Here is a 13,915-nt window from a genome sequence, read left to right as displayed (position 1 = left end):
CGAGGATGCGAGCGCTCGTCTGGCACGGCAAGAACGACGTCCGTGTCGACACCGTCGAAGACCCGGCCATCGTCAATCCGCGCGACGTGATCATCAAGGTCACGTCGACCGCCATCTGCGGTTCGGACCTGCATCTCTACCACGGCGTCATCCCGACGCTGCGCGCGGGGGACATTCTCGGCCACGAGTTCATGGGCGAGGTCGTCGAGACCGGTGCCAAGCAGAAGAAGCTGCGCAAGGGGGACCGCGTGGTCGTGCCCTTCGTCATCGCCTGCGGCGAGTGCTTCTTCTGCCGCAAGCTGCAGTATTCGGCCTGTGACAACTCCAACCCCGTCGACAAGGCGGACATGTCGGAGATGCTGTTCGGGCACCAGATGAGCGGCATCTTCGGCTATTCCCACCTCACCGGCGGCTATGCCGGCGGACAGGCGGAATATGTGCGCGTGCCCTTCGCCGATGTCGGCCCCATCGCCGTGCCCGACGACCTGGAGGACGACAAGGTGCTGTTCCTGTCGGACATCCTGCCAACGGGCTGGATGGCGGCCGAGAACTGCGAGATCGAGGAGGGCGATACCGTCGCGGTCTGGGGCTGCGGGCCCATCGGATTGTTCGCGGTGCAGAGCGCCTTCCTCATGGGTGCACACAAGGTGATCGCCATCGACCACTATCCGCACCGGCTGGAACTCGCGCGCAAGTTCGGCGCCGAGATCATCAATTTCAAGGACGTCGACGTGCATGCCGCCCTCGTCGAGATGACGGGCGGCATCGGCCCGGACGCCGTCATCGACGCCGTCGGCATGGAGAGCCACGGCATGGCGCCCGACAACATCCTCGACTGGGCCGAGCAGACGGTGATGCTGGAGACGGACCGTCCGCACGCCCTGCGGCAGGCCATCCACGCCTGCCGCAAGGGCGGGCGGGTCTCGATCCCGGGCGTCTACGGCGGCTTCGTCAATCACTTCCCCATCGGCGCCGTGATGGAGAAGGGGCTCACCATCCGCACCGGGCAGACGCACGTGCAGAAATATCTGCCACGCCTCCTCGACATGATCCGCGAGGGGCGCATCGACACGACCTTCCTCATCAGCCATCGCCTGCCGCTCGAGGAGGCGCGGGAGGGCTACCGCCTGTTCGACGAGGAGCAGAACGAGACGACGAAGGTGGTGCTCAAGCCGGGAATGGAGGCAGCGAATGGCCGCTGATCGTGGAATTGCCGTCGTCACCGGTGCCTCGACCGGCATCGGCTACGAACTCGCCCGATGCTGTGCCGCCGAGGGCTACGATCTTCTCATCGCAGCCGACGAGAAGGCGATCGTCCAGGCCGCCGAGGACTTCAGGCCGTATGCCGTCAAGGTCGATGCGCTCGAGGCGGACCTTGCCACGGAGGAAGGCGTCGGCATGCTCTATGACGCGATCGGCGGCCGGCCCGTGGACCTTCTCCTCGCCAATGCCGGGCGGGGCCTCGGCCATGCTTTCCTCGACCAGGATTTCGACGACATCCGCCAGGTGATCGGCACCAATGTCACCGGCACCGTCCTGCTCATCCACCGCGTCGGGCAGGACATGCGCGCCCGCAACCGCGGCCGCATCCTGCTGACCGGCTCCATCGCCGGCTTCATGCCCGGCAGCTTCCAGGCCGTCTACAACGCCACCAAGGCCTTCATCGACAGTTTCGCCTGGGCCCTGCGCAACGAGCTCAAGGACACGAACGTCACCGTCACCTGCCTGATGCCGGGCCCGACCGACACCGCGTTCTTCGAGCGGGCGGACATGATGGACACGAAGGTGGGCGCGGACGACGGCGGCAAGGAAGACCCGGCGAAGGTCGCCCGGCTCGGCTTCGAGGCGATGATGAAGGGCGAGGCCGGCGTCATCAGCGGCTTCAGCAACAAGATCCAGGCGGCGATGGCCCATCTCCTGCCGGCGAGCCTCTTGGCCGAGCAGCATCGCCGCATGGCGGCGCCGGGCACGGCGCCCGACTGAAATCGCCGCGGCCCGCGGCTGCCGTGGAACAGGAGCGGCAGCCGGTTGTTTGCTCAATCATGCTGAGCGAAGGCGGCTCCCTGACCGACCACATGGCCGTGCACATCGGCGCGATGAACGTCGTCGCGCCCGTGGCCGCCCTCGTCTTGCGGCGGCGCGCCGTCGTGCTGGCCGGGGCACGCTGGCCGCTCGCAGCCGCCGTCACGCAGCTTGCGCTGATCGCCATATGGCACCTGCCGTCGATGCTCGCCCTCGCCATGCACCAGCCCGCCGCCATGGCCGCGATGCATCTGTCGCTCTTCCTCGCGGCGCTGTGGTTCTGGCATGCGGCGCTCGCCGCGGCCGATGGCGAGGCGTGGCGCAGCCTTCTTGCCCTGCTCGTCACCGGCAAGGTGTTCTGTCTCGTCGGGGCGCTGCTCGTCCTCGCGCCGGCCCCGCTTTATGCGGCGGCGTTCGCTTCGCACGGGGAGGTGCCGGCGGCCGGGCTGCTCGCCGACCAGCAGACGGCCGGGCTCCTGATGCTTGTCGCCTGTCCCATGACCTATGTCCTGGCCGGTATTGTCGTGACCGCGCGCTGGCTGTCGCGGGTCGATCGCGCGCAGGAGTGGCCGGGCCCTGCGCGGCCGGCCTGATCCCATGGCCAGGCGCAGCCCACGCCTTCGCCGTGCAGCCTGGGGCTTTGCTGCAGGGGTCGGCATGGTGGCGATCGGGCTCGGTCTCCTGGCCGTCTCCGGCCTCTACAACGTCGCCGCCACGAGGCCGCATTTCCGTCCGGTCGACCACCTCATCAAGTTTGCACTGCGCCGCTCCATCTCGCTCCACAGTCTCGGCGTGCTGCTGCCGGATCTGACCGATCCCGCGCTCGCGCAGCTTGGCCGGGAGCATTTCGCGACCGGCTGCGCCCCCTGCCATTCGCAGCCCGGCCATGCGCGCCACCCGATCGCCCGCGGCATGCTGCCGTCGCCGCCGCGCCTCGAGGGCGCGGCGAGCCGCTGGGAGACGCGCGAATTGTTCTGGATCGTCCGCCACGGGCTCAAGTTCACCGGCATGCCGGCGTGGACGGGGCGGGACCGCGATGACGAGGTCTGGGCCGTGGTCGCCTATCTGCAGCGGATGCCGCATGACGACGACACGGTCCCCGCCCGGGAGAAAAGGACCCCGGCACTCGGCTTCGGCATCGACGAGCCGTCGCCGCTCGCGCGTTGCGCCGCCTGCCACGGCGACGGCAGGCGCCGGCCCGTCCATGCGTCCGTCCCTGTCCTGCACGGGCAGAAGGAGGGCTATCTCGCCCGGGCGCTGAGCGAATACCACGACGGCCGGCGGCAAAGCGGCATCATGGAGCCGCTGGCGGCGGTTCTGTCGGCCGAGGACATCGGGCGGATCGCCCGCCACTTTGCGGAGGCGGACCGGCCCGCTGCGGTCGCAAGGCCCGGAGATGCGCGTGTCGCGCGGGGGCGGCGGATCTTCCGCGAGGGCGTGCCGCGCCAGGAACTGCCCGCCTGCCGTTCCTGCCACGCGCCCGAGACCTCCGCGCAGTTTCCGCTGCTCGACGGTCTCTCCGGCCACTACGTGGAGGCGCAGCTCGGCCTCTTCCGCAGCGGCGTGCGCAGCGGAACGACCCACGGCCGCATCATGTCGGTCATCGCCGAGCGGCTGAGCCCGGAGCAGATCGCCGACATCGCGGCCTTTCTCGACAGCGGGGGCGAGCGGGCGCCGGTGCCCGCCGAGGCCCGCCGGGAGGGCGAGTGATGGCACGCCCGGCGCGCGTCCTCGCCTGCACCTGCAGCTCCGCGATGCTGCCGCTGGCGGGATGCGCCGGCATCCAGTCCGCCCTCGTGCCGAAGGGCGGCGAGGCGCTCGATATCGACCCGCTGTTCTGGACCTCGGCCGGCGTCGCCATGGCGGTCATGGCGATGGTGACGATCCTCGTCGCGGTCGCGCTCCGGGGGCCCGTGCGCTGGCGGCAGGTGCTCTCGCGCGAGTGGTTCCTGACCGGCGGCGGCATCGTGCTGCCCATCGTGGTGCTGACGTTTCTGCTCGTCTACGGCTTCCTCGTGATGCAGGCCGGTGCCACCCGGATGAGCGCGGCCGGAGAGCATGTCGTCACCGTCACCGGCAAGCGCTGGTGGTGGCGCGTGGTCTACCGCACGCCGGAGGGGCGGGAGGTCGAGAGCGCCAACGAGCTGCGCCTGCCCGTCGGCCGCAAGGTCATGGTGCGGCTTCTCTCCGACGACGTCATCCACTCCTTCTGGGTGCCGCAGCTCGCCGGCAAGCTCGACATGATCCCGGGCCGCATCAATGTGCTGACGCTCGAGGCGGCGGAGCCCGGCATCAGCCGCGGCCAATGCGCCGAATATTGCGGCGGGGCCCATGCGCTGATGGCCTTCCACGTCGTCGCCATGCCGGCGGCGGAATACGACGCCTGGCTCGCACGCGAGGCCATGCCGGCGCGGGTGCCGGCGAGCGCCGAGGAGGAGCGGGGGGCGGCCCTGTTCACGGCGAACGGCTGCGGCGCCTGCCACACGATCGCCGGCACGCGGGCGCAGGGCCGCCTCGGCCCGGATCTGACCCACGTGGGAAGCCGGCGCTCCATCGGCGCCGCGACGCTGCCCAACGATGCCGCCGCCTTCGCGCGCTGGATCGCCGAGAACGACCACATCAAGCCCGAGAACCTGATGCCGCCCTATCGCAACCTTGCGCCGGACGAGCTGCGGGCCCTCGGCGCGTTTCTCGACCTGCTGGAGTAGGGCGATGCCGGACTTCTCCTCCTTCAGCCCGCTGCTCAACGTCGCGCTCTTCGCCGTCGCGGCGATCGTCGTCTGGCTGGCCGGGGCCCGGCTCGCCCGCTATGCCGCGGCCATCAGCGCCGTGACGGGGCTCGGCCAGGCTGTCATCGGCATCGTCCTGCTCGCCGGCGTGACGTCGCTTCCCGAGATCGGCGTCGTCCTCACCTCGGCGGCGCGGGACAATGCCGATCTCGCGCTCAACAGCATCTTCGGCAGCATCGCCCTTCAGGTCGCGCTGCTCGCGGTGGTCGATTTCGTCATCGGCCGCAGGGCGCTGACCGCCGTCGTCCCCGAGCCGGGCGTCATGCTGCAAGGCAGCCTCAACGTCATCCTCATCGCCGCGGCCGCCGCGGCGATGATCGTCGGCGACGTCCCCGTCCTCGGCATCGGGCTGTGGGCCTGGGGGCTGATGCTGGCCTATCTCGTCTCGGTGTGGGTGCTTGCCGGCGCCGAAGGGCGGCGGCCGTGGCTCGCCGCCCGCGACGGCCGGGTCGACCGCGCGATCGTGGAGGAGCCTGCCGGGGGCGGGCAGGGCGGGCGGAAGGGCACGCACGGCGGCTGCGCGCAGGGCAGCCTGTCCTCGCTCGTGCCACGCACGGCGGCGGCCGGCATCACCATTCTCATCGCCGGCTTCATCCTCGCGCAGTCCGGCGAGGCCCTGGCGGACCAGACCGGCATCGGCTCGAGCTTCATCGGCTTCGTCCTCGTCGCCTTCGCGACGTCGCTGCCGGAACTGAGCACGGCTCTGTCGTCGGCCCGGCAGGGTCTCTTCACCATGGCCATTTCCGACATCCTCGGCACCAATCTCATCAATGTCGCCATGGTCTTCCTCATCGACCTCGTCGCGCCCGGCGAGCCGGTGATGACGCGGGCGGGCGCCTTCTCCGTCTTCGGCGTGCTGCTTGCGGTCGTCGTGACGGCCCTGTTCCTCGCCGGGCTCGCCGAGCGGCGCGACAGGTCGCTGCTGCGCATGGGCTACGATTCCATCCTGGTGCTCGCCGTCTATGCCGGCGGCCTCGTCTTCCTCTACTTCCTGCGGCAACAGCCATGAACCGCGCCGGACCCGACGACCTGCCGAATGCGCTGCCCCGCCCGCCGGGCGAGGAGGAGAAGCTCAAGCGGGTATGGGCGACGCCGCGCGGCTGGCGCATCCTGAGCGCGGTCAACAACACCGTCGTCGGCGTCGCCTATCTCGGCTTCGCCTTCCTCTTCTTCCTGCTCGCGGGCGTCGTCGCGCTCGTCATGCGCACCCAGCTCGCGGTGCCGGGCAACGATGTCGTCGGCCAGGACCTCTACAACCAGCTCTTCACCATGCACGGCACGACGATGATGTTCCTCTTCGCCGTGCCGGCGATGGAGGCGCTCGGCGTGCTGCTGCTGCCGCAGATGCTGGCGGCGCGCGACCTGCCGTTCCCACGCCTCAGCGCCTTCGCCATCTGGGCCTATGTGATCGGCGGGCTCGTCTTCTTCTCCACGATCTTCTACGGCCTTGCGCCGAAGGGCGGCTGGTTCATGTACCCGCCGCTGACGCTGACGGAATACTCGCCGGGCGACAACGCCGATTTCTGGCTGCTCGGCATCGGCTTCATCGAGATATCCGCGATCGCCGGCGCCATCGAGATCGTCGTCGGCACGCTGCGCACACGCCCGCCGGGAATGAGCCTGACGAAGATGCCGATCTTCGCCTGGGCGATGCTGATCTTCGCGGCGATGATCATGTTCGCCTTTCCGGCGGTCATCCTCGCCACCATGCTGCTCGAGATCGAGCGGGCCTTCGGCTGGCCGTTCTTTTCCGCCGAGAAGGGGGGCGATCCGCTCCTGTGGCAGCATCTCTTCTGGTTCTTCGGCCATCCGGAGGTCTACATCATCTTCCTGCCGGCGGCCGGTCTCGTGTCGATGATCGTGCCGGCCATGGCGCGGCGGCCGCTCATCGGCTACCGGCTCATCGTCGTCGCGCTCATCGGCACCGGCTTCTTCAGCTTCGGCCTGTGGGTGCACCACATGTTCGCCACAGGCCTGCCGGCGCTGAGCCTCGCCTTCTTTTCGGCCGTGAGCATGGCGGTGGCCATCCCCTCCGGCATCCAGGTGTTCTCCTGGATCGCGACCATCGCCGCGAGCGAGGGCCGCTTCCGCATCACCACTCCGTCGCTCTTCGTGCTGGGCTTCCTCGCGATCTTCACGCTCGGCGGGCTGACGGGCGTGATGGTGGCGCTCGTGCCGGTCGATCTCCAGGTGCACGACACCTATTTCGTCGTCGCCCATTTCCATTACGTGCTCATCGGCGGCATGGTCTTCCCGCTGTTCGCCACCTTCTATTACTGGGCGCCGATGGTGAGCCGCCGGCGCCTGTCCGAGACTCTCGGGCGCATCACGTTCTGGCTCATGTTCATCGGCTTCAACGTCGCCTTCCTGCCGATGCACCTGACGGGCCTGCGCGGCATGCCGCGGCGGGTGTGGACCTATCCCGGCGACGTCGGCTGGGACATGCTGAACATGATCTCGACGGTGGGGGCCTTCATCCTTGCCGCCGGCGTCCTCGTCTTCATCGTCGATCTTCTGCGCAATTTCCGCCCGACCGCCGGCGGCGGCGGTGCAGGCGATCCCTGGGGTGCGGGCACGCTCGAATGGCTGCCGGGCGACGTCTATGCCGCGCGCAGCATTCCCCTGGTGCGCAGCCGCGAGCCGCTCTGGGACCAGCCGAACCTCGCCCGCGAGGTGGAGGAGGGGCGCCATTTCCTGCCCAATGCGCCGACGGGCGGGCGCGAGACGCTGGTCTGCTCGCCGGTCGAGGCGAAGCCCGAATACGTGCTGCAGATGCCGGGGCCGGGCTGGTCGCACGTGCTCGCCGCCATCTTCATGGCGGGCTTCTTCCTGCTGCTCACCGTCAAGCTCGTGGTGCCGGCCGTCCTGTCCGGCATCGCCTGCATCATCGCCTGCATCTGGTGGGGCTGGAGCCTCGATCCGGGCCCCGTCAAGGGCGACGTGCCGATCGGCGCCGGCATCGTCCTGCCGACCTATGTGAGTGGACCGCGCTCGCACGCCTGGTGGGCGATGATCGTCCTCGTCTTCGTCGCCACCTCGCTCTACATCGCCTATGTCTTCTCCTACCTCTATCTCTGGGTGGTCTCGCCGGACGCGTGGTCGCCGCACGGCGCGCCGGCCCTGCCGCCGGCCACCTGGCCGCTCGCGAGCGGCGCGCTCGTCGCGGCGGGGGCGGCGGCCATGCTCCTCGCGGGGCGGCGCCTGCCGGCGCCGGGACGGCCATCGGCCACGGCACCGCTGCTCCTCGCCTTCGCTGCCCTCGCGATGACGGGCGCCGTGGTGCTGGAAGTGCTCGGCCACTGGTACAGCGGGCTGCGGCCGGGCCAGAACGCCTATGCGGCGGCCACCTACATGGCGAGCGTCCTCAACGTGCAGGTCGGCATCGCCGTCGTGCTCCTTGCGGGCTACGCGATCGCGCGCAGCCTTGTCGGCTGTCTCGATGCCGTGCGGCGCGTCAATTTCGACAACTGCGCCATTCTCTACCCCTACGGCGCGGTGCAGATCCTGCTGTCGCTCCTTCTCGTTCACGGCTTCCCACGGATGGCGGGGTGACATGCGCAGCGAGCCGACGGCGTCCTTCTGGGGCACACTCCTCTACATCCTCGCCGGGCCGCTCCTGTGGGCGGTGCAGTTCACGCTGATCTATGCCGGCCATACGGCCGCCTGCCTGCCGGCGGTGCCGGAAACACTCGCCGTTCCCCTCGTCGCCGTCCCGACCGTCGCCGCCGCATTGGCCGCCGTCGCTTTCATCCTCCGGCAGGAGGCTTTCGCCCGGGCGCTCGGCGCGCCCGAGCCGCCGCGCGCCGCAGCCCTTCACGCCATCGCCCGCATCGCTGTGCTGCTCGCGCTCGTGGCCGTCATCTGGAGCGGCTTCGCCCTGGCGCTGGTCGACAGCTGTCTCGCAGGGCGCTGACGGCCCGGGAGGGCCGCCAGCTAGCGGCGGTCACGGCCGTCGAGCGAGAGGAGAAAGGCGATCAGCGCATCCTGCTGCGCCTCCGTGAAGCCTTCTGCGGCATCGACGTAGAAGTCGTGGCCTTCGCCGCTCACGTTCGTCGCCCGCGGCCGGGCGTCCTGCCTGTTCGCGTCGATGACGCGGCGCCGCAGCTCGCGATCGACAAGGGCGCGCAAGGAATTGGCCGGGTCCGGCCGCACGCCGGCATGGACCGTGCCCGGCAGGCCGATGTCGCGCTCGGGGTCCGGCCCCACGGCGACGCCGCCGTCGTGCAGATAGGGTGCCGTCCAGCGCAGCCCGACGAGGCCCTTGACCTTGTAGCCACCCCGGCCATCGGCCGCGAAGGCGAGTTGCAGCTGCGCCGCCTCGTCCTCCCCGACGAGGACGGGAAGCGTCTTCGGCGCCTGTGGCAACGGCACGGACGTGTCGGGTGTATAGAGGACCGGTGGCGCCAGGTTCTGGCCCTGCTTCATCAGCGCCTGCGCCCGCGACGGCTGCGTTCCGATCTCGGCGACCGGCAGGACCCGGTTGTTGGTATAGCCGGGCCCGGCGTGGCATTGCCCGCAGCCCGCCTCCTCGAAGACCTGCCGGCCGAGCGCGACCGCGTCGCCGGCGGGCGGCGAGGGCGGCGGCAGGAGCGTTTCCTGGAAGGCGGACATGGCGCTGACATGGTGCCAGACCGGATGATCCGGCTCGCTCGCGAGCACGCTGTTGGTCGCGACGTAGCTGCCCTTGGGAAACGAGGGCAGGGCCACCGAGCGGATGAGGGCGGGCCCGGCCGGCCAGGGTGTCGCGGCCTTCAGGACCTCGCTCGGCCGCCGGCCGCCGTCCGGATCGAAGCGCAGGTCCGGGTTGGCGGCATTCTGCAGGAGGATGCCGAGGTAGAGTTCGGGATCCATGTCCAGCAGCGCATCGGCCGCCTCGGCGATGGTGGTCATGTCGGCATTGAGGCCGTGCACGTTGTTGGTGAGCGTGTTGAGCCCGCGAAACGGCCCCACGGCGGCAAAGCCGCTCCAGCCGAAGGGATGGTCGTGGCGGGTGAAGCTGTCGGGGATCTGCGTCGGGTTGTTGATCCCGTCCGGGGTCGAATCGAAATTGCCCGGCGCCCAGGCGGCGAGCATGTCGTCGACGGCCCGTTCCGTCGCCGCTGGATCGGGCAAAGGCAGGGCTTCGCCGTTGCGCCCCGTGACGGTGCGGGCGGGATCGCCACCCTGCCGGTCGATGCCGTTGATATCCACGTGGCCGAGATAGGCCGCCGAATTCGTCGCCATGGCGAGCAGGGGGCCGACGGCGAGATCGGCATTCGGTGCGCCTTCGACGACACGGCCGCTCTCGGGGTCGACCGTCGCGTGGCAGAGGGCGCAGGTCGCGCCCACGCGGATGGTGCCGCGGTCGTAGATCACCTTCATGCCGAGGGGCGCGAAGCTGCCGCGCGGCACGTCGATGCCGGTGGAGACGAGGGTTCCCTTCTCGTAGGTCCTGCCGCCGAAGGTCACGGTTTCGGCGAGTTCCACCTGAAGGTCGGTGGTGCCGCGCCCCCGCAGCTTGAGGACCGCCTTGGCGACCTGGAAGGGCGTCAGCGCGCCGCGCGTCAGGCCCATGACGTCGGTCATGAACCACTCGTTGCCGAAGGTCTCGTTGTAGAACGCCCGCCGGCCGAGCTGCCGCAGGTCCTCGTCGACACGGATGGCGCCCTCGGCCGGCGACAGGCGCCGCCTGCCGTCATCGGTCTGCTGCAGCTCTTCCGCCTCGCTCCGGGTGATCTCCCTGCCGAGAACGTCATAGGCCACGTCGAGCGTGCGGCGCTCGGGATTGAGGAGGTCGGAGGTCGCTGGCACGGGCGCGTATTCGAAGCGCACCAGGAAGGCGGCGGCGACCAGCGTGGCCACGATCGCGAGGAGGACGAGAAGCAATCTCATGACGGGTGGCGCGGTTCCATCACGGCACGGCAGGGAGAGGCAAGGATGGCGTCGGTCCCTCCCAACCGCGCCCGGCCCCGTCTGTTCCGCCGTATCGTCCGCGTCGCGATCAGCCGGGGATGTTGCTCGATGCGCGCATGCGCGCCCGCGTCGCCTCGTCCACCAGAGCGCGGATCTCGGCCAGAAGCGGGTGGCGGGCAGTGTGATGCACGCCATAATCCAGGTTGAAGGCGTAGTCGAAGCCGGGCGGATTACGGCCGACATTGTGCTGGAGCATGGTTTCCAGCTTGTCGAAACCCTTGGCCAGGATGGCTTCCGGCGTCGCGGCGGCGTTGTATTCGTCCCACAGGGCGAGGATGTCGCGATTAAGGTCCTCGGGCAGGGGCGCGCAGAGCTGCATCAGGTCCGCCCGCTCCCGGGCCGCCTTGTCGTCGTTGGCGCGCTGGTCGATGGCCGGGATGTCGCCCGAGATCGCCTCGCCGAGATCGTGCACGATGCACAGCTTGAGCAGGCGATGCAGATCGCAGCCGGCGAGCTCCTTCTCGAACATGATCACCAGCAGGCACAGGCGCCAGCTGTGCTCGGCGGTGCTTTCGGCGCGGCCGTTCGACGTCCTGCCGCTGCGCAGCGTGTCCTTCAGCCGCTCCGCCGCCTGGATGAAGTCGATGATGCCGGTGAGCCTTTCGCTGTCGATCACGGGTCGCATGCCGCTGTCCTTCGGGGTCTTCGTGCTGCGCCAGCGCACGGGCGGTTTCGGCCCCACGAGGCGCCGAATCTCTCGATAGCCGATCGTTCCGACGCATTTTCGACACCGCCGGTGCCGTGTGGAAAGGCCCGGGAGCGTTCCTGCGAGGCCGCGGCTGCAGGTCAGCCAGTTCGCCGCCGTGCGCCCTGGCTGGAAAGACCCTGCACCTTCCACTCGCTGAGCGGCAGGATGTCGGGCGCTCCGCCCATCGGGGCGTACCAGGAATCGACCGCCCAGTCGGTGCCGCCCGCATCGCGGATGACGGCGGTGGAGTGGAAATAGCGGCCGTCGAGGAGGAAGCCGCGCGAGGCGACGGACCCCACCGTGTGATGGCGCAGGAGATCGTGCTCGGCGAGATAGAGGAGGAGGGCGCGCGTGTTGGCCGATTCGTCGATGCAGTCCATCTGGCCCGGTTCGCCCGAGGCGCCGAAGCGTGAGCGCGGCTCGTCGCGGATGCCGATCACGTCGAAGGCGCGGCGCTCGAAATAGCGCACGGCGTCCGAGATCGCGGCGCGCTCGGCGGCCGGGGATCGACGTCCCGCCGCGAGGATGGCGGCGAAGCGCCGGGCATCGGCGGCATCGAGGGCAAGGCTGGCCCTGAACCAGCAGCCGTAGCCGTGGCAGACGTGGATCACATCCTGCGCCGCTGCCGGGCGGCCGGCGCCGTCGACGGCAGACAGGAGGGAGAGGAGCAGGAGGAGCGACAGCAGGCGGCCGCTCCTGGCGCTGATTCCCGGCAGCGAGACGATCATCCGGAGCCCCTCGAACGCAGACGCCGCGATCGGGAGCAAACCTGCCGGCTCGCCCCCAGCCGTCGAGAACTATAGCGCTCGCTGCACCTTGCACCAGCATCTGCCGCCATCGGGTGCCTGCCTGTACGCCATCAGCGCAGACCGAACACGGATTTCATCTGACCCGGCAAGTGCTTGTGTGGGCTTCCGCCACCATTTTCGTCGCCGCTTGCACATTCCCAAGTTTCGTAATATCAAAAGTTACATGAAGCGCGACAGCCGTCTTTCCTCCGTCCTGCATGCCCTGCTGCATATGGCCGCCCACGATGCGCCCATGACGTCGGACGTGCTCGCCCGCTGCATGGGCACGAACCCGGTCGTGGTGCGGCGGACGATGGCGGGGTTGCGCGAGGCAGGCCTCGTGAAGTCCGAGAAGGGACACAACGGCGGCTGGTCGATCGCCTGCGACCTCGAGGCGGTGACGCTGCGGGATATTCATGCGGCGCTCGGCGAGCCCGCGGTCTTCGCCATCGGCCACCGCAACGAGGCGCCTGAGTGCCTCGTGGAGCAGGCGGTCAACGCCGCGCTCGACGATACCTTTCGAGAGGTGGAGGCGCTCCTGCTGGAGCGGTTCAGCCGCCTGACGCTGGCGCAGCTCGCCGAGGACTTTGCCCGGCGCCTCGCCGCCCATCGGCAACAGATGAGGAACAAGCCCGATGCAGTTTGACGTCATCGTCGTCGGCGGCAGCTATGCCGGCATGGCCGCAGCCCTCCAGGTGGCGCGCGCCCGCCGCCGGATCATGGTGATCGATGCGGGGCTTCGCCGGAACCGCTTCGCGCGGCATTCGCACGGCTTCCTGAGCCGGGACGGCCATGAGCCTGAGCGGATCGCGGCGGAGGCGCGGGAGCAGTTGCTCGCCTATCCGAACGTCGCCTGGACCGAGGGCAGGGCCGAGAGCGCCGAGCAGGTGGACGGCGGCTTCCGCATCGCGACGGAGGCCGGGGAAAGCTTCGAGGGACGGCGCCTCGTCCTGGCGCTCGGGGTGGTCGACCGGCTGCCCGACGTGCCCGGCCTCGCGGAGCGTTGGGGCAGGAGCGTCTTCCACTGCCCCTATTGCCACGGCTACGAGCTCGGCGGCGGCCCGTTGGGCGTGCTCGCCACCGGGCCCGCCGCGATGCACCAGGCGCTGCTCATCCCCGAGTGGGGGCCGACGACGCTGTTCACCAACGGCGCCTTCTCGCCGGGCGACGAGGAGCTGGCGCAGCTCGCCGCGCGTGGCGTGAGCGTGGAGGCCGTGCCGGTCGACGGCATCGCCGGCCATGCCGATGTGCATCTCGCCGACAGCCGCACGATCGCGCTCGCCGGCCTCTTCACGGTGTCCACGACCCGTCCTGCAAGCCCGCTCGCGGAGGAACTCGGCTGCGCCCACGAGGAAGGGCCGCTCGGGCCCTTCATCCGCACGGATGCCATGAAGCAGACATCGATCCCCGGAGCCTTCGCCTGCGGCGATGTCGCCCGGGCCACGGGAACGGTGTCACTCGCGGTGGGCGACGGGGCGCTCACCGGAGCGGCAGTGCACCGCTCGCTGCTCCTCGGCTAGCGCCACAGCCCGCGGCTTGAGAAAAGGCAATCGCACCAGACATATCGGGCGTGGCGCGCCCTCCGGCGGGGCGCCGGGTGCTGGCGTATCATCAATTCACGCTTGACACCGGTCGGCTTCCGCCCCAACCTGCTGAAAAAATGTAATCGATTACAA

At 69.7% G+C, this 13,915-nt stretch carries 13 protein-coding genes; 10 read left to right on the top strand and 3 right to left on the bottom strand.

What is annotated here, in order from left to right:
- Positions 1-5: 5 nt before the first annotated feature.
- The 8 genes from GGR16_RS07365 (at position 6) to GGR16_RS07330 (ending at position 8,724) form a co-directional block, all read left to right on the top strand.
- Positions 6-1,202 (top strand): zinc-dependent alcohol dehydrogenase, encoded by a 1,197-nt coding sequence (locus GGR16_RS07365; RefSeq protein WP_183316135.1) that lies wholly within the window; start codon positions 6-8, stop codon positions 1,200-1,202.
- The gene (locus GGR16_RS07360) at positions 1,192-1,983 is read left to right on the top strand and encodes an SDR family NAD(P)-dependent oxidoreductase (protein WP_183316134.1); all 792 of its coding nucleotides are present in this window, start codon (positions 1,192-1,194) and stop codon (positions 1,981-1,983) included. The genes GGR16_RS07365 and GGR16_RS07360 overlap by 11 nt, the downstream gene beginning before the upstream one ends.
- 59 nt (positions 1,984-2,042) lie before the next feature.
- Positions 2,043-2,615, top strand: coding sequence for a cytochrome c oxidase assembly protein (locus GGR16_RS07355; protein WP_183316133.1), 573 nt, complete (start codon positions 2,043-2,045; stop codon positions 2,613-2,615).
- Between the two features lie 64 nt (positions 2,616-2,679).
- The gene (locus GGR16_RS07350; RefSeq protein ID WP_183316132.1) at positions 2,680-3,732 is read left to right on the top strand and encodes a c-type cytochrome; all 1,053 of its coding nucleotides are present in this window, start codon (positions 2,680-2,682) and stop codon (positions 3,730-3,732) included.
- Complete coding sequence (locus GGR16_RS07345) at positions 3,732-4,730, top strand: cytochrome c oxidase subunit II (RefSeq protein ID WP_183316131.1); 999 nt, start codon at positions 3,732-3,734, stop codon at positions 4,728-4,730. Before GGR16_RS07350 ends, GGR16_RS07345 begins: the two co-directional genes overlap by 1 nt.
- Positions 4,731-4,734: 4 nt before the next feature.
- Positions 4,735-5,820 carry a sodium:calcium antiporter gene (locus tag GGR16_RS07340; protein WP_183316130.1) on the top strand — a complete coding sequence of 362 codons (1,086 nt, stop codon included), beginning with the start codon at positions 4,735-4,737 and terminating at the stop codon, positions 5,818-5,820.
- Complete coding sequence (ctaD, locus tag GGR16_RS07335; protein ID WP_183316129.1) at positions 5,817-8,363, top strand: cytochrome c oxidase subunit I; 2,547 nt, start codon at positions 5,817-5,819, stop codon at positions 8,361-8,363. The genes GGR16_RS07340 and ctaD overlap by 4 nt, the downstream gene beginning before the upstream one ends.
- A gap of 1 nt (position 8,364) precedes the next feature.
- A complete protein-coding gene (locus GGR16_RS07330) occupies positions 8,365-8,724 on the top strand; it encodes a hypothetical protein (protein ID WP_183316128.1) in 360 nt (119 codons plus the stop codon).
- 20 nt (positions 8,725-8,744) lie between these two features.
- Here the strand turns inward: GGR16_RS07330 and GGR16_RS07325 are convergent, their stop codons facing one another.
- From GGR16_RS07325 to GGR16_RS07315, 3 genes are all read right to left on the bottom strand, one after another.
- Positions 8,745-10,682, bottom strand: coding sequence for a cytochrome C oxidase Cbb3 (locus GGR16_RS07325; protein ID WP_246372847.1), 1,938 nt, complete (start codon positions 10,680-10,682; stop codon positions 8,745-8,747).
- Positions 10,683-10,791: 109 nt separating this feature from the next.
- Entirely contained in the window at positions 10,792-11,388 is a 597-nt protein-coding gene (locus tag GGR16_RS07320; protein WP_183316127.1) for an HD domain-containing protein, read from the bottom strand.
- Between the two features lie 161 nt (positions 11,389-11,549).
- Positions 11,550-12,179 carry a hypothetical protein gene (locus tag GGR16_RS07315; protein ID WP_183316126.1) on the bottom strand — a complete coding sequence of 210 codons (630 nt, stop codon included), beginning with the start codon at positions 12,177-12,179 and terminating at the stop codon, positions 11,550-11,552.
- A 244-nt stretch (positions 12,180-12,423) separates the two neighbouring features.
- Between GGR16_RS07315 and GGR16_RS07310 the strand changes: the two genes are divergently transcribed.
- Together GGR16_RS07310 and GGR16_RS07305 are read left to right on the top strand one after the other, a co-directional pair.
- On the top strand, positions 12,424-12,885 hold the full coding sequence (locus GGR16_RS07310; RefSeq protein WP_019404367.1) for an RrF2 family transcriptional regulator: 462 nt from the start codon (positions 12,424-12,426) through the stop codon (positions 12,883-12,885).
- A complete protein-coding gene (locus GGR16_RS07305) occupies positions 12,875-13,759 on the top strand; it encodes an NAD(P)/FAD-dependent oxidoreductase (protein ID WP_019404366.1) in 885 nt (294 codons plus the stop codon). The genes GGR16_RS07310 and GGR16_RS07305 overlap by 11 nt, the downstream gene beginning before the upstream one ends.
- Positions 13,760-13,915 lie beyond the last annotated feature (156 nt).

The organism is Chelatococcus caeni (assembly GCF_014196925.1).
Classification (GTDB): domain Bacteria; phylum Pseudomonadota; class Alphaproteobacteria; order Rhizobiales; family Beijerinckiaceae; genus Chelatococcus_A; species Chelatococcus_A caeni.
Note: the sequence above shows the minus strand (reverse complement) of the source record. Positions and strands in the feature narration are given on the sequence as shown.

Bases quoted from the DNA above. Each gene is read 5' to 3' on its own strand.
- GGR16_RS07365 (WP_183316135.1), top strand. From the start codon at position 6: ATGCGAGCGCTCGTCTGGCACGGCAAGAACGACGTCCGTGTCGACACC.
- GGR16_RS07360 (WP_183316134.1), top strand. From the start codon at position 1,192: ATGGCCGCTGATCGTGGAATTGCCGTCGTCACCGGTGCCTCGACCGGC.
- GGR16_RS07355 (WP_183316133.1), top strand. From the start codon at position 2,043: ATGCTGAGCGAAGGCGGCTCCCTGACCGACCACATGGCCGTGCACATC.
- GGR16_RS07350 (WP_183316132.1), top strand. From the start codon at position 2,680: ATGGTGGCGATCGGGCTCGGTCTCCTGGCCGTCTCCGGCCTCTACAAC.
- GGR16_RS07345 (WP_183316131.1), top strand. From the start codon at position 3,732: ATGGCACGCCCGGCGCGCGTCCTCGCCTGCACCTGCAGCTCCGCGATG.
- GGR16_RS07340 (WP_183316130.1), top strand. From the start codon at position 4,735: ATGCCGGACTTCTCCTCCTTCAGCCCGCTGCTCAACGTCGCGCTCTTC.
- ctaD (WP_183316129.1), top strand. From the start codon at position 5,817: ATGAACCGCGCCGGACCCGACGACCTGCCGAATGCGCTGCCCCGCCCG.
- GGR16_RS07330 (WP_183316128.1), top strand. From the start codon at position 8,365: ATGCGCAGCGAGCCGACGGCGTCCTTCTGGGGCACACTCCTCTACATC.
- GGR16_RS07325 (WP_246372847.1), bottom strand. From the start codon at position 10,682: ATGAGATTGCTTCTCGTCCTCCTCGCGATCGTGGCCACGCTGGTCGCC.
- GGR16_RS07320 (WP_183316127.1), bottom strand. From the start codon at position 11,388: ATGCGACCCGTGATCGACAGCGAAAGGCTCACCGGCATCATCGACTTC.
- GGR16_RS07315 (WP_183316126.1), bottom strand. From the start codon at position 12,179: ATGATCGTCTCGCTGCCGGGAATCAGCGCCAGGAGCGGCCGCCTGCTG.
- GGR16_RS07310 (WP_019404367.1), top strand. From the start codon at position 12,424: ATGAAGCGCGACAGCCGTCTTTCCTCCGTCCTGCATGCCCTGCTGCAT.
- GGR16_RS07305 (WP_019404366.1), top strand. From the start codon at position 12,875: ATGCAGTTTGACGTCATCGTCGTCGGCGGCAGCTATGCCGGCATGGCC.